At 41.2% G+C, this 23,032-nt stretch carries 20 protein-coding genes; all 20 read right to left on the bottom strand.

Going from position 1 to position 23,032, the window contains the following annotated elements; all coding sequences use genetic code 11:
• Positions 1-220 precede the first annotated feature (220 nt).
• A complete protein-coding gene (locus tag WC819_06195; protein MFA5986907.1) occupies positions 221-1,225 on the bottom strand; it encodes a hypothetical protein in 1,005 nt (334 codons plus the stop codon).
• Between the two features lie 440 nt (positions 1,226-1,665).
• Complete coding sequence (locus tag WC819_06200) at positions 1,666-2,823, bottom strand: hypothetical protein (GenBank protein MFA5986908.1); 1,158 nt, start codon at positions 2,821-2,823, stop codon at positions 1,666-1,668.
• Positions 2,824-2,878: 55 nt separating this feature from the next.
• Positions 2,879-3,277 carry a hypothetical protein gene (locus WC819_06205; protein MFA5986909.1) on the bottom strand — a complete coding sequence of 133 codons (399 nt, stop codon included), beginning with the start codon at positions 3,275-3,277 and terminating at the stop codon, positions 2,879-2,881.
• A gap of 108 nt (positions 3,278-3,385) precedes the next feature.
• Positions 3,386-4,123: a TrmH family RNA methyltransferase gene (locus WC819_06210; protein MFA5986910.1), complete on the bottom strand. Its 738-nt coding sequence runs from the start codon at positions 4,121-4,123 to the stop codon at positions 3,386-3,388.
• A gap of 21 nt (positions 4,124-4,144) precedes the next feature.
• Positions 4,145-4,576 (bottom strand): 23S rRNA (pseudouridine(1915)-N(3))-methyltransferase RlmH, encoded by a 432-nt coding sequence (locus tag WC819_06215; protein ID MFA5986911.1) that lies wholly within the window; start codon positions 4,574-4,576, stop codon positions 4,145-4,147.
• A 35-nt stretch (positions 4,577-4,611) separates the two neighbouring features.
• On the bottom strand, positions 4,612-5,796 hold the full coding sequence (locus WC819_06220; protein ID MFA5986912.1) for a family 1 glycosylhydrolase: 1,185 nt from the start codon (positions 5,794-5,796) through the stop codon (positions 4,612-4,614).
• Between the two features lie 54 nt (positions 5,797-5,850).
• The gene (locus WC819_06225; GenBank protein ID MFA5986913.1) at positions 5,851-6,678 is read right to left on the bottom strand and encodes a hypothetical protein; all 828 of its coding nucleotides are present in this window, start codon (positions 6,676-6,678) and stop codon (positions 5,851-5,853) included.
• A gap of 408 nt (positions 6,679-7,086) precedes the next feature.
• Positions 7,087-7,392, bottom strand: a complete 306-nt coding sequence (locus WC819_06230; protein ID MFA5986914.1) for a DUF2103 domain-containing protein — start codon at positions 7,390-7,392, stop codon at positions 7,087-7,089.
• A gap of 15 nt (positions 7,393-7,407) precedes the next feature.
• A complete protein-coding gene (locus WC819_06235) occupies positions 7,408-7,752 on the bottom strand; it encodes a hypothetical protein (GenBank protein MFA5986915.1) in 345 nt (114 codons plus the stop codon).
• 111 nt (positions 7,753-7,863) lie between these two features.
• A complete protein-coding gene (locus WC819_06240) occupies positions 7,864-8,295 on the bottom strand; it encodes an NUDIX domain-containing protein (protein ID MFA5986916.1) in 432 nt (143 codons plus the stop codon).
• 243 nt (positions 8,296-8,538) lie between these two features.
• The gene (locus WC819_06245; protein MFA5986917.1) at positions 8,539-10,098 is read right to left on the bottom strand and encodes an NADH-quinone oxidoreductase subunit C; all 1,560 of its coding nucleotides are present in this window, start codon (positions 10,096-10,098) and stop codon (positions 8,539-8,541) included.
• A gap of 40 nt (positions 10,099-10,138) precedes the next feature.
• On the bottom strand, positions 10,139-11,551 hold the full coding sequence (locus tag WC819_06250) for a proton-conducting transporter membrane subunit (protein MFA5986918.1): 1,413 nt from the start codon (positions 11,549-11,551) through the stop codon (positions 10,139-10,141).
• Between the two features lie 76 nt (positions 11,552-11,627).
• Complete coding sequence (locus tag WC819_06255) at positions 11,628-13,229, bottom strand: NADH-quinone oxidoreductase subunit H (GenBank protein ID MFA5986919.1); 1,602 nt, start codon at positions 13,227-13,229, stop codon at positions 11,628-11,630.
• Positions 13,226-15,220: a proton-conducting transporter membrane subunit gene (locus tag WC819_06260; GenBank protein MFA5986920.1), complete on the bottom strand. Its 1,995-nt coding sequence runs from the start codon at positions 15,218-15,220 to the stop codon at positions 13,226-13,228. The genes WC819_06255 and WC819_06260 overlap by 4 nt, the downstream gene beginning before the upstream one ends.
• 4 nt (positions 15,221-15,224) lie before the next feature.
• Positions 15,225-15,770, bottom strand: a complete 546-nt coding sequence (locus tag WC819_06265; protein MFA5986921.1) for a formate hydrogenlyase — start codon at positions 15,768-15,770, stop codon at positions 15,225-15,227.
• A 133-nt stretch (positions 15,771-15,903) separates the two neighbouring features.
• On the bottom strand, positions 15,904-16,929 hold the full coding sequence (locus WC819_06270; GenBank protein ID MFA5986922.1) for a hypothetical protein: 1,026 nt from the start codon (positions 16,927-16,929) through the stop codon (positions 15,904-15,906).
• 138 nt (positions 16,930-17,067) lie between these two features.
• Positions 17,068-18,369, bottom strand: coding sequence for a hypothetical protein (locus tag WC819_06275; protein MFA5986923.1), 1,302 nt, complete (start codon positions 18,367-18,369; stop codon positions 17,068-17,070).
• Between the two features lie 115 nt (positions 18,370-18,484).
• Complete coding sequence (locus WC819_06280; protein ID MFA5986924.1) at positions 18,485-21,475, bottom strand: hypothetical protein; 2,991 nt, start codon at positions 21,473-21,475, stop codon at positions 18,485-18,487.
• Positions 21,476-21,533: 58 nt separating this feature from the next.
• Positions 21,534-22,019, bottom strand: a complete 486-nt coding sequence (locus WC819_06285; GenBank protein MFA5986925.1) for a DUF192 domain-containing protein — start codon at positions 22,017-22,019, stop codon at positions 21,534-21,536.
• The gene (locus WC819_06290) at positions 21,991-23,028 is read right to left on the bottom strand and encodes an MraY family glycosyltransferase (protein ID MFA5986926.1); all 1,038 of its coding nucleotides are present in this window, start codon (positions 23,026-23,028) and stop codon (positions 21,991-21,993) included. The genes WC819_06285 and WC819_06290 overlap by 29 nt, the downstream gene beginning before the upstream one ends.
• Positions 23,029-23,032: the final 4 nt, after the last annotated feature.

Here is a 23,032-nt window from a genome sequence, read left to right on the forward strand (position 1 = left end):
TATACCATACTTTTTGGCATTTGTGGCAATATATTTATTTTTTTTAGATGATTTGATAGCGATTGGAAAAAGGTGACTGGTTATGTGCAACGGGACGCAAAAGGAGCAGGTTACAAACCTGCTCCTGTAAGATCTTTATAGAAAGGCTGCAGAATTATGATAAAATCACAAACTCATGCGATGACATGCGTTTGTGATTTGTTTGTTCTGTCACACCGTTTTACGGTCGCGTTTCGATCATGCGTCCCGTTGTACAATCTGCATCAGAATTGCATGTGCTTGTACAACTGTCAGCACTGTTTGTGACTTCTGGTGTTGATTGACAGGTGCCCTGACTGTTGCAAGAGCGTGCAGTGCACATCGTGCTGATCGTGCGACCCGGATTATATGAGACTTTTGGTTCATCAATGCCGTCATTTGTACGATCATGATCATCGTCAAACCAACATTCTGCAGGATAAGAATGGCTTCCCGGGAATACGGGAATTTCTCCTGTTGTGCCATTACATACAGTTATTGCGCCATTGCTACTATCAATGATGCAACAAACATTTGGACACGTGACAGTTGCGATTGCGTTGTTTGGCGTGCCATCGGTTCCAAAATATACGTATGGCTGGAGATCGATCGGCATGGTTGCAAGGCATGATGGTGCTTGACAGTCTACCGATTGAGGGATCGCTGCCGGACTGGTGTGTGTACATGTCCAGTGCCAATTGCCAGCTGTGTCAAATGTGACTGTACTTGGTGTAGAATCTGTGCCACAGAGTCCGGGGTCTGTAGGAATTGTGTTTGAAAATACGTTGTTATCCGGTCCGCAGGATGATGCCGGACGTTCACGGGTTGCACTGCAGGCTGTGGGTGATGTGCTTGTGCCTGTACCAATACCATTACAACCCCAGGTGACTGTTTGACCGTATGTCGGGAATATTGGTGTTTCTGTTGGTGTGCCGGATGAACACAATGCTCCTCTGTAGGCCGTTTCACTGATCGTGTATGTGCCTGTTGCTGCAGAACTGCATACACCGTCTATTCTAAATGGAGCACTACACGATGCATCTTCTGCTGTTGTGCTATTATCTGATCCTTTACATGTCCACGTCCATGTATTTCCGCTGAGTGATGGAGGAACCGGGCTTGCTGTACCATATGCACAAAGTCCCACTGTGGGAGCTGTTCCTACGGCAACACCATCTGCCGGTCCACAAACACCGCAAGTTCTCACGCTTGTTGCTATACCACAACCACACTCATAATAATAATTCGGATTTGATCCGGTTTGAGTACCATTTGTACAAACTGACCATGAATTATAAGAACTTATGCCCCAGCATGGTGTACATGGTGGAGGTGGAGGTGGAGGTGGTGGAGGAGGTGGTGGAGGGGGCGTAGGACAATGCTGATTTCCACATCTGGACGTGCTACAACAACAGCAACCAGGACCTCCACAACTCACGCCCGATCCCCTTCTCCCAAAATCACCCACACACGTCCCCGAACATCCTGCATTAGCATCAAAGACACCCTGCCCAAAAAAAATACCACCAACCAGTAAGAATAGAACAATACCCATCAAACCCCTCATTTTTTTTATTGTTTCACTTTCTCTAAAAAATTGTGGACTTAGGCTCATATATTTTATATTAAAAGAAAATATCATAATTATTATTTCGCATGCAAAAAGATTTCACTCCCGAGTATAACATCGTTTTCTCCTTTGATAATTGCTTCCACAAAAGAATTCTTACAGTCACTTTTTACATCCAAGGTAAAAGTACTTTCATAGACCATTGGATCAATATTATAGGATTTGACACCAGCAAGACAACTATCGCCATTGTTATTTTTTAGATCTATTTCCAATGTCAACTTTCCATTTTTTGTTCCTCCCAATCGTGAATCAGAAAATCCGTCTGTTGAACCGAAATATGCCACAGTCACATTAGCACTCTCTCCTGCCACATAATTATCTTTATTCAATATCACACTTTCTATACCAGCACTTTCTCCAGCTACAACATAGTGAAAAAATGTTTTTGTTGAAACTCTAGAGCCATACGAATCAACAAAAGAAAGAGCTCCATCATATGCCTGTGGCTTTAGCGCCTTTGGTACAGAAAAAGAAACTTTCTTCATCTCATCTGGTCCAAAAGTAATCACATCAAGAGATTTGCTTTCTTGCTTGATATTTTCCTCCGCATAAAAATCCTTTCTTTCAAAGTTTATAAATCTTGGGGTGACCGAAACATCTTTTGTAAAATGACTTTTTACTGAACATGTCGCAACCAAATTTTCATCGGTTTTTACATCCACACCCTGTACGATCGTATATGTCTTATTTTCAGGTTCTCCATCTATATGAAAAGAACACGTCTCGGGAAAAATTTCCAAAAAATCAGTATAGTTGCCATTTAATTCATAATTCCCTACAACAAGAGAGTTGGCAGGTACCCCAACTTCGTTGACATAATCAACAACAATAGCATATTTTCCCCTCAAAGAAGCGGGTGCTGAATAAAATATTTCTCTTTCTTCGCCATTGCTTCCATTTCTTAAAACCACCTCATCATCATATGTGGCAACATCTACAGGAGACGCCGGCAAAATCTCCCCGACATCATTTGCTCTATACAAAGAAACGTAGTACCTCGTGATAGATTTAGAAACACCATTTTTGTCCGCAAAATCAAGCTTTATTTTAAAATCATTGTTCATCTGAGAAACAAGAGACGCCTTATTTGAATCAACTTTTACCCCTTTTTTGAAATAAACCACAAAAATACTGGCAACAATCAACAAAACAAGAATACCAGTTAATATCATATTTTTTTTGTCCATTCTTTTATTTTTAAGAATTATTTATTTTCAATAAATATCTTTATTTCTCATTTTTTTTCATAAAGTCGATCTTTCCTTGCACTGCGTCTTTGCAGATCATTATCTTTTCTTTATTCTTTATTTGATCACATAATTCAGATTTTGATTCCATAACTGCCTTTTTATAGATCACCGATTCCTGGACTGTCATAACACACATATTTTTAAATGATTCATCCTTACTGCAGCCACAAATTTTACTATCATCCTTTTCCAGTGCTGAGCTCATCGCCTGTGAATCGCTTTCAAAATCACACTCCATCTTTGGATAAATAATCTCCTGCTTCATACCTATGCCCTTAGAATCTTTGTTGCCAAGAATAGAATAAAAAAAGAAACCAAAGACGCCAATGGTTACCAAAAGAATTACCCCTATTAAAACCAAAGATATTTTACTCATTTTTTTTATTTAAAATTTATTTTTAAATTTTACTTTATATATACACTTATGAGTTTTCTACAAAAACTAATTTCTCATCGCGATTTAATTATACACCATATTTGTATATTATGTAAACTGCCCACCATATAAAACGGCTGATACGCTCGTTGCCAGATTCAAACTCGACACACCTTTTTGCATAGGAATTGAGATGATCTGATCAGAATGCTCTTTTAGCGTATGTGTAATTCCTTCACGCTCTGTGCCAAAGATCAACACGCTATTTTTTTCCATCTTAATGTCTCTTATACTCACGCCATTTGCATCACACGCACATACCTTCCGTCCTTGTGCGATATCTTCGAGTGATGCAATGTGCAAAACAGGTACCGCCCACTGCAATCCTGCACCGGCACGAATTGCCAACATATGCCACGGACTAATCTCTCCGCTCACCGCAACGGCCCCCACACCATAGCCGGCAGCAACACGCACAACCGCACCAACGTTGTTGATGTCATGCGGATTTTCGATAAAAATAATTTGTTTATCTGTTGCGTCTGCAATTGTGTACACCGGCTTTTTGGCAATTGCTACAATGCCGGTGCGTAGCGACGACGAGGCAATGTCATGAAATTGTCCGTGACTGATCTCGCGCACATATTGTTCCACATGTTCCACATCAGCATCCGCTGCAATGTGTCGCATGAGCTCCACTGCGGTCTTTTTATCATCCGTCACCGCATCCACGAACTCTGCACCAAAACGCGCCGCATGCTTAAATGCATGTATACCCTCCACAACGACAATATCTTGTGTGCCTTTTTTTGTTTTTTGATACAACTCTTTGAATTGATCTTGCATATGTATAAAAATTTATAGTATCTATTCTCTATGGTACGGATGTCCAGCATTGATCGTGCTTGCACGGTACAATGCCTCCGCCAAAACCACCATTGCCAGATCATGCGGAAACGTCAACATGCTCATGCTCCATAAAACATCCGCACGTTTTTTTATTCTCTCACTGTGCCCGTCCGGACCGCCCACGACAAAAACCATTTCACCGACACCACCCACAGATCGCTCGTCCAAAAACTGCGCCAAGCCACGACTCGTGTATTCCGCACCATGCTCATCCAAGACGATACAAAAACGATTGTCGATCACCTGTAGCAATTTATCATCCGTTGTCTTATCGCTGAGATGCACAACTTCCACTTTGTGAAATCCCGACAATCTCTTGATATACTCCGTAAAACCCTCCTTTGCAAAAGAAATCTTTGGTTGACCAATTGTGAGGATCATTATTTTCATTTCTCTATGGTATACCACTTACGTGAAAAAACAAATTATTTTCGTGCACCTGCAATGATCTTTTTGTATACGAAAAAACTGTCCCGTCTCGCACGATTACCAGTTGTACGATCGATCTCCACAAGTCCAAATTTAAAATCATATCCGCTGTCCCATTCATAACTGTCGCACAGACAATAATGGAAATACCCGCGCACATCCGCGCCATCAGCAATTGCCTTATGCATATATAATATGGACTGCGCGAGAAACTCCTGGCGATCTTTATCATGTAGACCACTGTTGGTCGGTTTTCCATTTTCCAAGATCATGATCGGTTTATGATATTTTTTTGCTTGCATCAAGACATGATACAGACCATCCGGAAAAACCCGCCAGACATCCGGATCATGCCAATCATTTGTACCATGCACACCCCATTTTTTACCACTCCTCCCAAAGAAAAACCGATCACTCGTATAATAATTGACCCCGATGAAATCGCCATACGGAAGTAATGCATGAATAAAATATGTTACAGAAAAATATGTTTTTACCCAAAGATAAATCCTTTGAAAAAAGGTATTCTGTGCACCACGCTCATCATTCCACAAATACGTCGAACCGATCCATATGTTAGGATATTTATCCTTCCATAATTTATACACACTTTTGTGCATTGCGATCAGGTTGCGTGCAACATAATACGCTTTTGTATAACTTATGACAAATGGCGGACGTGAACCTGCAAGATAACTTGATCGCACATATACTGTCGGCTCATTAAGCACAACGATGCAATCAACCAAATGCCCTAGATTTTCACAGACATGTTCTACAAAAGTCTCAAACTTGTGTACAATTTTTTGATCATGCATGCCATATTTTTCCTCACACCACATTGGTATATTCCAATGCCACAAACCAACAATTGTTTTGATCTTCCGCCTTTTAAGATCATATAAAACTTTTTTGTAATGCATGATTGCGTCCTGATCGAATATTCCTTCCTCCGGTTCGATACGTGACCACTCGATCGTCAACCGCATTCCATTACAACCAAGCTCTTTTACAAGGTCGTGATCCTTTTGATACTGATGTGTATATGCATTTGCCACACCAATCGTCGGAACAAGACCTCGACGCGCCCACCGAGTCCAATTGCCATACTGATCATTTCCTTCCGTTTGTGTACCAATATTGGTCACGCCCCAAATAAATTTTTGATCATTGTCATTCATAATTACCATTATAAACCACACACCAAAAAAGACGCCACATGTGGCGTCTTTTATTTACTTTTTCAAAGATAATAATTTTATTTGCGGTGATCTATTTTCTTCTTCCGTGTGTTCCATTGCGACAATTTGATTGAAATATGTATTTACCGTACCAACCCACCGCTGTACACTTTCCGGTGAGTGTGATGCACAGCTGTCACCGCATTTCCACGGTGTTACCATTTTTGCCGGCGTATCCCTTTTTGTATCGTATACAAAATGATTCAGTCGTGTTGCAATTGTATCCACAGCCTCCTCCGGTGAGCCAAAGCATGCATAACCCATTGCTTGTCCACGCGTACCCGTAGATTTATACCCCCAGTAATTGTAACAATCCACACCGCCTTTTGATGGTGCATACATCCCCCATTGACTCTCCTGCCTTGCAATACCCACAATAAGTCCGGCAACCGTTTTGTCTTGCTTTGCAATTGACGCCGCCATTGCTTTCATCGGATGATCCGCAAGCATGGTAACCAATTCTTGTTCAAACCACTCGTCCTCTTCCGGCTCAAAAATATACCCCTCTTTACTCAGCTGTTGACATTGATCATCAATATTGGCAAAGCCTGTTACATTTTTTTCGTCGCCATTGATCACGTCCTTACCAAAAACACAAGCAGTGTATCTCTGCGTCTCTTGATCTACGACGGGCTTTTCTTCATGCGATGACGCTGTGTCAAAAGCATAAAAGCCTCCTGCGATCATGATCGCCATCCCTGTCAGTACGAAGTATGTATATTTTTTTGTACAAGAACGAATATTGTGCAGTGATGCCAAAAACATCTTACGCGCCTCCACACCCAGACGCTTGGTCAGTGACGGTTCTTCATTTATAACCATATGTTACTTTACGAATAAAACCCCTATTGCCCCCTGCCAAGAAACAAACAAGTGTGCTTTATCAAAAAAGCACACGTAGAAATAAGTATACTGCACCACCCAAAAAAGTCAATGATCTTTATCCACAGAAAGCCAAAAAACCTTTATTTTAAAAGGTTTTTAAGCACATCGATCACTATATTATCCTAAAAGATCCGTGTGCCATTCCCCGTGCACATTAACAGCTATCACCTAAGTAACTGTCTAATATCTCATGTCGAGTTGAGATGCCAAAATTTCGAGCGAAAAAAACGGAAGTTGAGGGAGAGCTATCGGGTGATAACCCGACGAAACTTACGTTTTTTGTAGCCGAAATTTTGGCATTTCAGCCGACAAGCCATTTTCTGGCGTTGAGATGTTAGGCAGTTACTAAATATCACACAATCGTTCAAACGCATTTTCGAGATCATTTTTCACTTTTTTCACATTCTGTGAAAAAACCCTTAGCTCTTGCACGCTCGCACTACCCCGTACTTTCACAAAAAGACAGCCTGATTCTTCACGTAACTTTAATCGTTGCGGTGCCGCGCCTATGCCCATTTTTATATGCCCCGCAATGACATGTGCCACATCCGGATGTTTCAAAAGAAAATCAACGATCGGTTTTGACGCATCGATGACTGTCGTATGTTTTCCACCCATTTTACCACCACTACGATGATTCTTGTTGCTCATACTGGATAAATATCACTAGTCAATCGGAAAATCCAACTGTTCAGAAGGAATCCCTTGCGCTATACCATAACGCACCACAGGCTCCCATGCGGCACGGTCATCATGCGCAAACATAAAAGTTTTATCGCGAAAAACCGCAATAACATCATTATCTCGCCAAAAGTGCATATACCACCCCGCCTTGATCTGATGAGAAAGATTGCCGATATCTTGCAAGGACACGTTGACCGTATAAAGATGCCACCGATTCACGGGTATTTCAATATTAGAAATGCGTACAGATATAATCTCCATATCATTGATCAATCGGTTATCCTCCAAACTTTCTTCCACAATAACCCCCTTGTAGTCCTTGACCATATGGTTTCTTATAAAAAATTAGCGCACGATCATGATCTTTGTGTGTTTATCATACGGTACTACATTATATAGTTCTGTCAATCATTACGGATGACGCACTTTTATTTATTTTTATATTTTTGCAAGTAGTTCCCTGCCGCTTTGATCGCTCTGAATTTTCATGACAACCTCTCTTTTTTCTTGTATTGCATCACCAATTCGCTCAACATGTTTTGGAGAAAGGTTTGCCGGTAAATTTTCCACGGCAAAATAGGCGATTTCATCCGCTTCATCCGTCAGCGTTTCTACACCGCCAACTTTTTTGCACACAAAAGAAAAGATGACGTCATTTTTCTTTTTCTTGCTGTATACACCGATCAATCGTATCACTTCAACATCCAATCCCACTTCCTCTCGCACTTCACGCACAACACCCTCCCACGGCGACTTGCCACGCTCCACCATGCCCCCGGGCAAATTCCATAGATTCATATCTCGCCGGTGGCACAAGAGAACCCTATTATTTTCGTCAAAAATGACCCCAAACGCACCGATCGTAAACATATATTCACGTACAATGATTCATCATTACCATAAACATGTACTTCGTCACTATTATCATTATACAGCTCATGAAAATTTATGCACGCTCTCATAAAAAATTTACAATCTTAAAAAACCTCCAAAATATTAAGATTCGTCAATAATTACAAAAACTACCTAAGGCAAAAACACCACTGTCACTTTATTTTTTCAAAAAACAAAACCAACCTCAAAAACTACATATGGTAAATTACTGTTTCCTTGTTACAAATCCGTTCCGGAATAAGAGAGGTTGAGACTCTTATTGATCAGCGGAAAATCCGGTACAATATTCCCCGGTCCCATGATGCCAAAGAGCGCCCAATTACAAAATGATGGATCGCGCGGAAAACAACGATCGATCACACCATTTTTCATCCGCACCGCACACACGATCTCCCCTCGCCATGATTCAACTGCGCCAATCGCAAAACCATTTTGCGGATCACATTGCACCATGACTGGTCCCTCACCAATCGCTGAAACAAGAGTTTTGATGAGCGCAACGGATTGTTTGATCTCCAATGCGCGCATACGATACCGTGCAAAAACATCACTGCTTTTTTTTGTAATCACCGTTACAGGAAATGTCTCGTATGATGCGTATGGATGATCTCTGCGCACATCATAGTCCACTCTGGACGCGCGTGCGGGCAATCCGACAGCGCCAAATGCTATTGCCGCTTCATACGGCAACTCGCCCGTATATTGCAACCGATCCAAAAAGCCCTCACTGTTCAATGCAAGTGAAAAAATTTGCGTAATTTCCTGTAACACCTCGTCAGATACCACAACTGAATGATCTAATTCCTCTCTATTCCAATCCTTTGCCGTGCCACCAATTGTGACCACACCTCTCCAAAAACGATTACCGCACATTTCTTCTGATAGACGCATCATGCGCTCTTTGATGCGAAATCCGTTTGCCGCGATAAAACTATATCCTGTGCCCATACCGCCAATATTCGCGAGATCATGTACATGCATCGTGATCCTCTCACATTCTGTAATGATCGCACGCAATATCTGTGCTCTTTGCGGGACAATGCATCGCCCAATTTTTTCTATCGCCTCCGCATACGCAAGAGCATGCGCAGCACTCATGTCACCGGATATTCTCTCAATAAATGGCAATGCATCAATAGGATGTTTGTTTTCCACTAATTTTTCCACACCTTTGTGCGTAAAAAAGAGTTTTCCTTCCAAAGTAAGGATACGCTCTCCTGCGACATTGAAGCGAAAATGACCCGGCTCGATAATACCGGCATGAATCGGTCCGACAGGAATTTCAAACACGCCTTCTCCTTCCACATGATGCATCGGATACGGCACATGCGCTTTTTCCATTTTTGTATTCCAGGCAAAATCCTTTCGAAGCGGATGCGTATTTTCCGGAACGTTCTCATGGTGTACCAACCGACGCAAATCAGGATGTCCTACCGGTTCAATGCCAAACATATCCCGCATATATCGCTCATACCAATGCGCCGCCATAATCGTTCGTGTAAGAGCGGGATAGCGCGGATCGTGCGCGGGGATGCGTGTAGAGATCATGAGCCACTGCCTCACGTCGCGCATGCTAAAAATCGCATGCACTCCATATGTATCATCAACCTGTCGATCATCTGTCGCAAAAAGAGATGCAAGACGTGCATGATGTTCCTGCACTACATGTGTGGAACTGCTTGCAAAATCCTCACGCGATACTGCTATGCGCACAAGATCAACGTCTTCAGACACGACGGTTGCTTCACAAAAACTTTTAATGATTTCTTTGATACTCATATTCTTATTGCATGTGATACTATAATTTATACGATCCACACTATTTTACAAACAAAAAACTACTAACAATATTATCAATCACACTGAGACCATTTGTCGTGGTAAACCATACTGTCAAAACAGCAAGAATGACCAGTTCAGCAGTGATCACCGTATGTGTAATATTCCACGATTCTTTTTTGACATACTCATCTATTTTTGCTTCGTCTCTGTGAAATACCATTGTAATTGTCAAAGATAGCATTGCATATGCGATCACAGCCAAAGCGACAAAAAGTGCCAATGCCGTTTTTGGATACAGCATCACTGCTTGTGCAAACATGCCATATTCACTCATAAACAACGCTGATGGCGGAATGGCAATAATGCCCAAAACGCCGAGAATAAAGAGGACACTCGTATACCGCGCATATATGCTCATGTTGGCAATATTGGGAATTTTTGTTGTTTTCCAGCGAATTAAAATCTCACCTGCACCAAAAAACAACGCCGATTTGGCACATGCGTGTCCGATCATGTGCATAACTGCTGCAACAGCACCTAGCGGAGAGAGTCCAATAGCAAACACAATAAGTCCCATATGTTCAATACTGGAATATGCGAGCATGCGCTTATAATTTGTTTGGATCAACATCATCAACGCAGAAAGAAATACCGACACACAACCAAAAATCATAAAGAGATGACTCGTCCATTCCGTACTCGCAAAAGACGCATCTGCGATATATTTGAAACGAATAATCGCGTACAATGCAATATTGAGCAGTACTGCAGAAAAAATTGCGGAAATCGGTGATGGCGCTTTACTGTGCGCATCTGGCAACCATGTATGCATCGGAACTAGTCCAACCTTTGTGCCAAATCCGATAAAAAGAAAAATGAAAGAAAGCTTGATGATATTTTCCGGTATGAATTGGGCGCGCTCAACCAATGTACTGATCAAAAACATTTCTCCGCCATGCACACCACTCTCATGCACACCATAACTCAATAACAATATGCCGACCAAGCCAAGACTAATGCCCGTTGAGCAAAGGATCATATATTTCCATGCCGCCTCAATACTCGTTTTTTTGCGATACAGACCGACCAAGAATGTTGAAAAAAGTGTTGTACCCTCCAAAGCAAGCCATAAGAGCAAAGAATTATTCGTGAGAACAGTGATTGCCATACACACAGCGAAAAGCGGAAAAAGTGTAAAATATAATTTGTACTGGTAAAAAGAAATGATCCGTTCTTCCGCTTCATGTCCGATATAACGTATACTGATCACAACAGCCGCCATATATACACATGCAATAAGGACAACCATGAGACCGGAGAAACCATCCACCGTCCACCACGAACCATAATGGATGACATTTCCACGCACAAGAGATGACCACGCGATCAACACCAAGCCTGCACTCCCGATAAGCGAAAAGAAATTGCTACTCATATGTACTTGTCGCATAGACTTTGCAAACCATGCGCTCAGGGACGCGAGAATGAATGAGGATAATACTATAAAAAGACTCATAAAAAAATAATTATTCGATTAATGCCCGCAGGTCCTCCGTATCCGCACTACCATATAGTTCGCTGATTTGCGCACTCAAAAGCGCTAAAATATATGCCGTTGCAACCGTCACTGCAAAAATGCCAAATTCGATCATAAGCGGCAGTGATCCAACTGTCGCCAAAACAAATATCGCAATCCCATTTTCTATGATCAATAACCCGATAATTTGAGAAAAAATATTTCTCTTGGTGATCATAAGGGCGATACCAAGAACAATTGATGCAACAGAGGTATAAAGCAATACATTCCACTCGATCAAACCAACAATAGAAACTTCTTTTAACATAAAATATGTCACGATCAGAAGAATGACCGCCAAAAAATAACTTTTCCCGGGACGAAGAAACGACGGCAGATTCGTCAAACTCTTCTTGACATGCCCTGCACGATTGATCACATATGGCACCGCAAGTGTTTTTGTCACAATGGTAAACACCGCAAATATCCATAGATGCATCCTTTCTCCCTCTGGCACAAGCGGTAACAGCCCCCATGCAATACCCGCAATTGCCAAAGAGGATAGTGCATAATATCGCAACATCGCCTTGAGACGTACACGGCCAAAAAGCAAAACGATACACATGATCGTAAAAAGTGAAAATATGACATAATATTGCATGGAAATATTTGTATATTGTGAAAGGAGTGCAACGATCATACCTAAAAATGCAACAACAAAAGCAATAGAAAAATATTCTGACATACGATAAAATCGCATTTTAACGATCATTGACTCCACAAATGCCAAGCCAATCATTACTGCAACCACTTTTATAAAAGCACACACGATTCCAATGCCAATCGTTGTGACGCTATTTTCAACGGACAGATCCACAAGCGTCGTTGGAAAAACAAAATTCGCGACAAGCACAGAAAAAACTGTCAATTTGATCGCTGATGCATACTCCAATATCGCCAAGTATGCACCGGAATATTCCAAGATCATTGCCTCATGCACCATGGTCAACTCTAGATGTGTAGCAGGATTGTCCACAGGATATCGCGCGTTCTCCGCCAAAGCAATAAGTCCAAGAGCGACAACAACCAAGAAAAGATATGGCTCTGAGAAACTGATCTGCTGTTGCAACATGCCATCGATCGTTGCTGTTCCCGTAACAAAATTCAACGTTGCAAAAACCATAATAACAACCGGTTCCAATAATGCGGCAATTGTCATTTCCCGACTTGATCCCATGCCCCCAAATGCACTTCCTGTATCCACGCCACCCATCACCAAAAAGATCGACCCAACGATCAAAATTCCAGCAACGATCAAAAAATCGCTCATCGAAGCAACGGCTGTCCCTACAAAGATCATTGGCACTACAAATGCCAACATGATCGAACTTCCCAAAACCACAAATGGGACAACGTGAAAAATCCATGACGTTTCTGACGATATTACCATTTCTTTCCGCAATAATGTCAAGAATGTAATATATGGCAAAAATGGCGACGCACCGTGCCTACCCTGCAGTCGTGCCTTCACAAACCGCACCATACCGATTGTAAATGGTGCGATAAGCAAAACAAATGATATTTGTATTACGATAGCGATCAAAGAATTCATAAAGCAAATATAAAAGTAAAAATTAATGCAAGCAAGAGAGAAAGGACATAGTATTGAATACGTCCGCTTTGCACAAAACGAGTTCGGTCAGCAATAAATAGCAACGACTTTGCAATTGGGGCATACAATACATCGCTCCATTTTGGACGAATAGATAATCGAAATGTATTTTTTACGATCCATGGATTTGATGTAATAACAGGCTGTGACGTCATTGTTTTTTTGCGTCCGATAAATGTAAGAAAGAAAAATCTGATCGGGGCACAAAACGCCGTAGCACTATATTGCATCGTCGCATTGATCGATTGACCGCAATCCCATGTATGGTAGATGCGTTTTTCTGTATTTTTATCAATCCATTTTTTCAACAAAAACATCACCATCCCGCACAAAATAACCAGCCAACCGATTGTAAATGCCATATGATGCACAGGATTATAGATCTCTTCGAGAGAAATGTCTTTTGCATTGTATATCGTTAACACAAGTGCATTGATGATCGTTTGTGCAAAAAAACCGCATACCAATACCGCCCCACCCAAAACAATGACCGGCACAATCAACAGATAATCGTTTTTTTCATCACGTTTTTCCATATCATCATGGTGTGGCAACCCAAGCATCGATATGCTAAAAATACGCACCATCGCAAAAATTGCCAAACCACTGACTAATCCGATAACTGTCAGTGTGCCAAGCAATAAGATAATTGTTCGTGGCATCATGATCATATCTCGCATTGTATTGATCACATTTTGAATAAATCCCCATTCCCCGTAAAAGGTGCCAAATGGGGGGATCGGCAAAGCGCTGAGCGTTGCAAGCAAAAATCCAAAAGCAAATACTGGCATCATTTTTGCAATGCCCCCCATGGCATCCAAGCTCTTTGTATGCACGCGATTGATCACAACGCCACTACTGAGAAAAAGTGCCGTTTTAAATAATGCATGACTAACTGCATGAAACAAGGCGAAAGCAACAATACTAAACCCAATGACAGATACTGACGAATTTTGTGCAAAAAAGTAGATCGCAAGCCCAAGCATCGCAAAGATCACACCCATATTTTCGATACTGCTATATGCAAAGGCGCGTTTGATATCTCTCTCCACGACAGCATACAGAACACCTACGACGCTCGATAACAACCCAAGAAAAAGCACAACCAATCCAACCCACGCAGAGACATCACTCATCGCAAGCATCACCACCACAAATCCATAGATCGCGACTTTTAACATCAAACCGCTCATCAATGCGGATATATTACTCGGTGCCTGCGGATGTGCTTCAGGAAGCCAAATGTGAAATGGGACAAGACCCGCTTTTGAACCAAACCCAAAAATAAAAAGAAGAAACACTCCATTGCGCAATGCGGGAGACAACGCTTGTGATGCATGACGTATATCTGCCAAATCAAACAAGAACGATCCGCCGCCCAGAATCAGAAATCCGCCCAGAATTGCAGAAGCACCAAGGTGCGTCATAATAAAATAGAGAAATGCCGCTGAAATTGATTGCTGCGACCTGTCGGAAAATACAAGAAAAAATGATGTAATGGACATCACTTCCCAAAAAAATACAAAAGAAAACGTATTATTTGCAAAGATCACACCCTGCATGCCCAATACAAAAAGCGACATTAAAAATTGCACGATTCGCGGATCATAAGAGCCTTCATACAATTTTAAATAGCGCACACTATATACACCAACAATCGCAGAAACACCACTCACAATGACAAAAAAGATCGTGGACAAGGGCGTTATTTGCGGAGCAAAATGCAAAAACCAATCAAAACGTGCACATGTGATTTTCTGACCGAAAAAACCGATAAAATACATTACGCCGGATAGAAAGCCGATCGTATTGGATAAAACGAACAACCAAGTCGCCCTAACAAAAGGTCTGTCAACCAAAGCGAAAATAGAAGAGGCAAATAAACTCAAAAAATAAAACAGAACACCAAAAACGATATACTCTCCTAACATAAAATTAATTATTTTGTAATTTATCTCTTTTTAATGCAGACAAAACACCACGCAGAATATCTGTTGGCGTTGGCGGATCGCCGGGAATGCGTACATGCACGGGGATCACTTTGTCCACAGCACCCACAACCGCATACGAGTCACACCAAATACCTCCGGTACACGCACCATCTCCCACCGCCACAACGATACATGGGTGTGGCGTTGCTTCATATGTCGTACGCAATGCTTGCTCCAAATTCCTCGTCACAGGACCTGTAACAAAAAGCATGTCCGCATGACGCGGTGACGCCACAAAACTCAATCCAAAGCGATCAATATCATAATATGCATTACCTAGTGCTGTCAACTCGATCTCTTCTGCGTTCGTCGATCCGGCATCAATAGCACGAATGCGCAGTGAACGACCATTGTACAAGTCTTTTATAATATGCTGTAACTCCTTTCCCATTACATCAAATTCTTTTTCTTGTAGATTGTTTTGTTCAAATTTTTTGTGATCCTCAGTCACTTTTTTTCCAAAGATCAAAAGATAAATTAGTTTGAAAATTTTCATAAAATTCTTACACACTGCAAAATCTAACATGACACCCTCTCATCATGCCGATTTGCGCCTTTTTTATAGAATACATGGTACTCCCATCACACAAACATGTCAATGCTCTTTTTTTATTACATCTTTTTTATTTGACGATTTCCATCTCCATCGTCTCTGCATTCATGATTACGGACATGACATGTGTTCGCACGATCATGCTTTTATAATGCTCTGCGATGATATTTTGCGTTAAATTACTGAGATACAATGTGCGCTCCCGTGCTCTGTTTTTTTCCGCCGCATCAGAATATACTGCAGACGAGAGAAGCACAAAACCATCCTTTGTTTTTTTTGCATTGAGATTTGACTTGATGATCCCCACAGCTTTCTTGATCGGATCACCGATATTTGGATCATATGGTCCCACGATCAATGCAATATTTGGCGTATGTAACCAATCAAATCCCTTTCCAACAGCTAAAATCCACTCCCCATGCACCATTTGTTTCAGTGGCTTACCTATGCTCATCGTCTCTTTGATACAGTGAATATTTCCCTGCACCAACGGAATCAGATCATGCAAAATACGATCCGGCATCGACGGATAAAGCTTGTGAAAAAGAACAAACAATGATTCTACTGAGGAATCAGTAATTTGTGATACATCAAGAATCCGTCCATGTTCTCCGTGAAAGATCAATGCATCTTTGTCAGTTTCAAGTCCGACAAGGATCGGGTAGACAACACCATTATCTTTTCCATATGTGCGCAAAATTTGCTTACGAAAGTTTTCTGTAAATCTTTTGGATTCTTCGCAATCATAGTTAAATCCTGCACAACCGCGGTGTTCATCACCTGCAGAGAAATGATATGTTACGAGAACAAGCGTGCGATTTCCACGCGCCACTGCTTTTTTGATATTTTGATCAAAAGATTCATTGAGCAACGGCCATCCCAGATCAAATCTCCCACCGATATTCCGAAATGGTCGCATGATGCCCAGCGGTGTCCGTGTTACCGTCGGCATGTGGATACGTCCGTCCATACATTTAAAAACAATTACATTTGTGGGATGTTGTGAAAGATACAATTCTCGTTCCAATCTCTGACTTTGAAACATTTCCGAATGTTTTTTATTTAGCTTGATCAACATTTTTTTACTTTTTTCCATAAAAATACCTTACTGTGAATTACTAACCTCTTATAACAACAAATTATACTATACCACATTACCAGAAAAAAACGACGTTTGACAAGTTTATTGCACAAAAAAAGATGCTTTCTTAGCATCTTTTTTACCTAATAATATCTATTTTTGAGACAATTGATCATATGTTGATCCAACCGTGCTCACCCATCGATCAACACTTTCCTTTGAATGTCCTGCGCAATCTTTACTGCCACATTTCCACGTCCCTACGAGTTCTCGCGCCGTATCCTGATCGTTATCATAGATCAGTGTATGCAGTCGTTTACAAATTGTCTCAACAGCATCTTTGCGACTGTTGAAACATGTGTGTTGTCCCGTCCCCATCAACTTGCGTCGTCCACGATATCCTAAATAATTATAACAATCTTGCCCATTCAACAAAGGAACGCGTTCTCCAAAACCACTCTCTTGTTTTGAAATTGCGATAAAATATTTTGCAACCTCAGGATCCTGTTCAAGAATATATGGCAACATTTTTTGAATAGGATGCCCCTCCGTCACTTCGTACGCCAATTCTTCAAAAGTCTTGCCTTGTGTATTTTGATTTTCCGCTGACTCTTCTTTCTTAACAGCGCTGTCTACTGATTTTTTTGTGCTCTCGTCCTTTTTCTCATCCACCTTTTGATCCTCTGCACCAGAAATCTCCGTATTTTTTGGTACGATATCAGCCATGATCACAGATTCTGCTTTTTGTGTATCAGTATCTTCAATCTCAGCCTGACCGGATCCATCATCTTGTTTTTTATCACTCTCCGTTTCTTTTTGTTGTTTTTTTATATCCTCCTTCACATCGCTTTTTCCATCACTTCCTTCGTTATCATCCACATTTTCGATCACGCGCACAACTTCTTTTGTATCATCATTTTTATTCATAGCATTCTCCAACCCCTCTGCAAACGCACTGGGACCAAGATTTTGGTAGATCATGCTCATTGACACCATACCTAAAATCATTGCACCGCCGATTGATACTTGATACATGCGCACCGGTGACATCGTGATGCGTAAAGCTGCACGATAATTTGACACTGCATCAAAAATTTGTGATGTTTGCATTGCAACATGTTTTGTATACATTTCACCGACAATATGTCGTTTTTGATATCGTACATGCACACTGTCAAAACGCATCACGGCATTGATGCGTTCATAATGTTGCTCTTGCTTTTGATATGCAAGTGGTGAAATATATCTACCGGAATCTTCTGTAACAAAAAAACTCGTGCGCTCACCTCGTAGAAGTAAGGCAGAAATATTATGATGACTTTTCCTGATCTGCAAACGTACCATGTCAATATTCTGTTTTTTTGCAAGAGCAGTCAGACCGTCCGTATATACTTTCTTTTTGCTTTTATTTATTTCACCCGCATATAGATGCGAATAATCTTCACCTATATCCATACCGTGACATTATACCATATCTCTCGAAAGAACAAAATAAGATGTTCAATTACTATTATCCAAAATCCACGCCAAAAAATATCAGAAACACAGATGGAATTTTCCACAAAAATCCTTACGGCGTGACAATCTCGCTTGTACCAGTCTTACCTACGACGATCACAATATCATAATCATAAACGGAAACTTCTTGATCATTCTTCATCGTTGTGACCGCATCATATGTTTTTTTGAGAGCATCTTCCACGCTTTTCACTTTTTTACTATCTATCGAGCTTTTATACATCACCACGATCCCTGTATCCATTCTGCCATCCTCTTCGCGCATATCCACACCATAGCCATCTTGCGCAAGAAGATCATTAATGCCCTGTGCATCATTCCCCTCATTAGCTTTTACAACAAGAACTGTTGGCTTTTCTTCACTTTTTTTGTTTTGATCCGCTTCAGTGGTTTCTTCGGACTCTGTGCCCGTGTCAGACTTTTTATCCACATTGCTTCCGCCTTGCTCCACAGTATCGATCAATTTCTGAATATTTTCTCGTGCTTTCGTATCGCTTTCCGAGAGAATTGCGAGGATCTTTTTATATTCTTCAATCGCTTGATCCTTGCGATTTGTTTGTTCATACAACAAGCCAAGATTGAGGTGGGAATTCACCTCTTGATCATTGATGCCAATGATCTGAACTAGGAGATTTTCCGCGTTTTTCATATCACCCTCTGTTCCACGCACTTGCAGAAGTCGCGCCAAATTAAATCCGTAATTGATCTGACGGGATAATACTTGTTGTTGATTGCTACCGGAATTATCCTCTGCCACAGTCACCTGCAAAGCGGTCGTCATTGCATCAATTGCCGCATCAACATTGCCAAGCGCTTCTTCAACAACAGATATGTAATAATGTGCAGGAGCAAATCCACTGATTGATTTGCCATTATAGTCAAAGGTTGTTTTGTCCCGTGCGCTTTCAAAAAATCCTTTTGCTTCATTGATCAACGCTTTTTTCTCATCCACAGCACTGTCAGCTTTGGATTGCGCCTCCACGAGCTTTAATTTTCCGATTGCAACATCCAGATACGGGTTTTGTGGTTCTAACTCTTGCGCCTTTGCATAAGCATCCATTGCCGTATAGAGAGCATCGCTAACATAGCCTCCGCTATTTTCAAAAACAAATCCTTTGGTCTCATTTGCAAGTACATCATTTGGCATCAAATTTCTCCCGACAGACGCTGTGCCCGTCGATCCCGTAATATACGTCTTTACATTTTCATCATTTCGTTCACCTTCCGGCTTTGCAGATTCCACATTTGCCAAATCAAGTCCGTATTGACTGATCACTGTATAGTAGCGCCCTTCTTGTCCGTTGAGTGTTACTGCTTTTTGAAACAATACTGACGATCTTTCAAAATCCCCTGCAGAACGTGCGCGCAAAGCATTGCCTGCATGTACATCGGCCACAAACATTTTACCAAGTGTCACAAATCCGAAAATGACACCTACAGCAACAAGGATCGACAAGAAGGCAAAAGAAAGCGCATACTGTGGCGACGCCGTGGTCGACAAAACCAACTTACTGTCAGATCCCTCCCCCAGGCTATTGCGCAAAATTCCCATCAGCAAAGCACTCATTAATACGCCATAGAGGATGATCGCACCATCCACCGCCCAAAAGGCTCCATACACGATCATGATAAATGACGCAACAAACAATCCCAAAGAAATCACTTTGATTTCCTCATCTTTGGATCGCATGAAAGCATGTAATACTGTATTGATATATGTCAAAAGGATGATGATCAACGCAACAACTCCGACAATGCCAAGTGTAGAAACACTTTCTAAAAATACACCCCGATCAGAAAAGAAACGAAGGTCATATCGACCTGTTTTATTCAAATCTTTTGGTCGATAAAGAGAAAAGTCATATCCATACGTACTTGGACCGCTTCCAAATATCGGTCGGCTTTTAAACGCTTGCGTTGCAACCTTAAGCGAAAGGCTGTAGTCGATCATCGCCTCTGTTTGAATTGCCGTACGTGTAACGATCGGTTGTCCAAACGACATAAGTCCAAAAAGAACCAGAAATGTAATAATAGTGAATGTTGATATGCTTTGAGATACTTTCACTGATCTACTGATAAAAAAGACCAGAAGCATTGCCATTGCCGCAAGGATGATGAGCCATCGCACATACCCATACAGGGTCGATAACGTAAAAATATCAAGGGCCACAAAGACAATAATGAAAAAGGCCACAATTTTTGCACGCACACTTCCGCGCACATCGTCTTTGATAACGGCAAAAGAAATAATAAATATCGGCACCAACATCCCGAGAAATATCGCTAAACTGGAAAATGATCCTGTAAGACTAGCAATGACATGGTCCAACACTTTTTGTGGCACAAATCGCATTGTTGCCATAAATGACCACACTGTTACAATGCCTCCGCTCGCAACAATCGTCCACCATAAAAGCATAATGCGCTTTTTGGATATATGTGACACAACGAGATAGTATGTCAAAATTAGCGCCGTAATACTGACTAAGCCACTGACCGGATTATCAAAAAAACCAAAAACACTATGATATTTATCCACAGAAAAAATTGTCGATATGAGGACAGACACCCACAATACCGCCAATGGAATATCCAACGGTGTGCGACGAATTTCAATCCTGCCTCCAAGCATACCGCGCGCAATCAGCGCCACAATGCCCAAAAAACTCCACAAATAGAAATAATATTGTTTCTCAAAATTCACCCCTTGATACGTCACATTGACAAAAAATAACGGCAATCCAAAAAACAACATGAAAATACACCATGTGACAAATATATCCAAAATATTCATCGCACGACTTGTGTCAGATCTAGAATCCTTTTTCATTCCATGATCTTGTGTATGCACGATCGCCTCTGCTTTGTTGCGTTGTACAACATGTGATTCGGCCATGCGAGCTTGCACTGGCATAGCAACATTTCTCGCACCATGGCTTCCATATGGCATATGTGGTCTACTGGCATTATTCACATGAATGTTGCGCGCTGATGACTGATCTCCATGTTGTATCCTTCCGCTTCTGTTGGTAATTTCATCCATATTAGATTAAATTTATACACTTACAAACGTATATCGTCATGTATTATAACATATATTTTCAAAAACCATCATTGGAGCTGTAAATATCTGAAAAATCCACAATTTGACCCACCCAGACATGATGTGTGTCAATAAAACCTGCAGGCAGCTCCACTACTTTATCAGCAGGTTTCGACGAAACAAAAACTTCTTTTTCTTGCCTTTTGTGTGATATATCCTTCTGCAAACCAACAATAGTATTTTGATCGATCCATAAAACATCAATATCAAAGAGCATGTCCTTCATCCAAAATGTTTGTGGCATTGCACTGTCAAAAACGAAAAGCATGCCACATGCATCGCAAAGCGCCGTCCGTCCACTGAGACCCTGCATTTTCTCTTGCTCCGTCACAGCAACATCAAGTGTGACTTTTTGATTCCCAATCTTTATACGTGGCTCATGCCCCTTTTCCTTTTGGACAAAAAAGTACACAATGCAAGATATCCCGATAACAATCCCTATACTCGCAAGTATCTTACGCAACTGTTTGTTTTTTTGTTTCATATGATATCATAACAAAAAATATTATCACAATGCAGCACAGGATCAAAAAAATCATAAATTTATTAATTGACTGTGTAATAATTGCCACTGTAGCAGAGAAAATCGTAATCCCATAATACAATAATAACACTTTTTTTACACCCCATCCACGACGAAGAAGCCTGTGATGCAAATGTTCACGATCACCATGAAAAATCGACCGTCCGGAATACAAGCGACTCCCAATCACCCACAAAGCATCCATAAGTGGCACACCCAGCACCAAAAGAGTTGTGCCAATCTTTGCACCGGCAGCAATCGCCAAAATTGCCAAGATAAAACCCATAAAAAATGATCCGCTTGATCCGGCAAAGATCTTTGCCTGTGGAAAATTAAATATCAAAAAACCGGCGACGCTTCCGGCAAAAATGATCGCAATGATCGCAATTGGCGGTTGAAATACCTGTGGCTTCAATGCAATGATAAAAAGAGTTAACGCTGCAATACATGAAATACCGCCGGATAACCCGTCAATGCCATCCGACCAATTTACGGCATTCATCACAAAAACGATCCAACACAACATAAAAATGAGACTGAACAAAAAAAAGTCACCGTGCGCCAATTTTATGATACCGCCAAAAGGATTGGTAATATGAAAGATGCGCACACCAAAAATAAAGATCATCAATACAAGTGCAATTTGAAAAAATATCTGAGACTTCCAGCTCAATGACTTGAGGTCATCAAGGATTCCAATAAAAAAGATCGCCATACCACCGCAAGCCATCGCCCACACCAGTTGATCAAAAACCAGATATTGATTGGTAAACAACGTGATCATAAAAGCAGAGATGATCGCTCCACCGCCAAAACGCGATATGGTATTATCATGCAGATATTTTCCACCGCTTCGCCCATCCCGTATGATGATCCTGCGAAAAACATGAATGATCACAAAGCAAAGAAACGCCGATATACACATACTCAGAAGAAATGGTTGCACATAAAACAGCGCGCCGTGATCCATTGTT

The organism is Parcubacteria group bacterium (assembly GCA_041660065.1).
Classification (GTDB): Bacteria; Patescibacteriota; Minisyncoccia; order Moranbacterales.

What these genes read in the sequence shown, in the direction of transcription:
- WC819_06270 (MFA5986922.1), bottom strand. Translation starts at nt 16,929, where the DNA reads ATGGAAAAAAGTAAAAAAATGTTGATCAAGCTAAATAAAAAACATTCG.
- WC819_06240 (MFA5986916.1), bottom strand. Translation starts at nt 8,295, where the DNA reads ATGTTTACGATCGGTGCGTTTGGGGTCATTTTTGACGAAAATAATAGG.
- WC819_06260 (MFA5986920.1), bottom strand. Translation starts at nt 15,220, where the DNA reads ATGTTAGGAGAGTATATCGTTTTTGGTGTTCTGTTTTATTTTTTGAGT.
- WC819_06290 (MFA5986926.1), bottom strand. Translation starts at nt 23,028, where the DNA reads ATGGATCACGGCGCGCTGTTTTATGTGCAACCATTTCTTCTGAGTATG.
- WC819_06215 (MFA5986911.1), bottom strand. Translation starts at nt 4,576, where the DNA reads ATGAAAATAATGATCCTCACAATTGGTCAACCAAAGATTTCTTTTGCA.
- WC819_06255 (MFA5986919.1), bottom strand. Translation starts at nt 13,229, where the DNA reads ATGAATTCTTTGATCGCTATCGTAATACAAATATCATTTGTTTTGCTT.
- WC819_06210 (MFA5986910.1), bottom strand. Translation starts at nt 4,123, where the DNA reads ATGCAAGATCAATTCAAAGAGTTGTATCAAAAAACAAAAAAAGGCACA.
- WC819_06250 (MFA5986918.1), bottom strand. Translation starts at nt 11,551, where the DNA reads ATGCGACAAGTACATATGAGTAGCAATTTCTTTTCGCTTATCGGGAGT.
- WC819_06220 (MFA5986912.1), bottom strand. Translation starts at nt 5,796, where the DNA reads ATGAATGACAATGATCAAAAATTTATTTGGGGCGTGACCAATATTGGT.
- WC819_06200 (MFA5986908.1), bottom strand. Translation starts at nt 2,823, where the DNA reads ATGATATTAACTGGTATTCTTGTTTTGTTGATTGTTGCCAGTATTTTT.
- WC819_06275 (MFA5986923.1), bottom strand. Translation starts at nt 18,369, where the DNA reads ATGGATATAGGTGAAGATTATTCGCATCTATATGCGGGTGAAATAAAT.
- WC819_06235 (MFA5986915.1), bottom strand. Translation starts at nt 7,752, where the DNA reads ATGGTCAAGGACTACAAGGGGGTTATTGTGGAAGAAAGTTTGGAGGAT.
- WC819_06280 (MFA5986924.1), bottom strand. Translation starts at nt 21,475, where the DNA reads ATGGATGAAATTACCAACAGAAGCGGAAGGATACAACATGGAGATCAG.
- WC819_06245 (MFA5986917.1), bottom strand. Translation starts at nt 10,098, where the DNA reads ATGAGTATCAAAGAAATCATTAAAAGTTTTTGTGAAGCAACCGTCGTG.
- WC819_06225 (MFA5986913.1), bottom strand. Translation starts at nt 6,678, where the DNA reads ATGGTTATAAATGAAGAACCGTCACTGACCAAGCGTCTGGGTGTGGAG.
- WC819_06205 (MFA5986909.1), bottom strand. Translation starts at nt 3,277, where the DNA reads ATGAGTAAAATATCTTTGGTTTTAATAGGGGTAATTCTTTTGGTAACC.
- WC819_06230 (MFA5986914.1), bottom strand. Translation starts at nt 7,392, where the DNA reads ATGAGCAACAAGAATCATCGTAGTGGTGGTAAAATGGGTGGAAAACAT.
- WC819_06285 (MFA5986925.1), bottom strand. Translation starts at nt 22,019, where the DNA reads ATGAAACAAAAAAACAAACAGTTGCGTAAGATACTTGCGAGTATAGGG.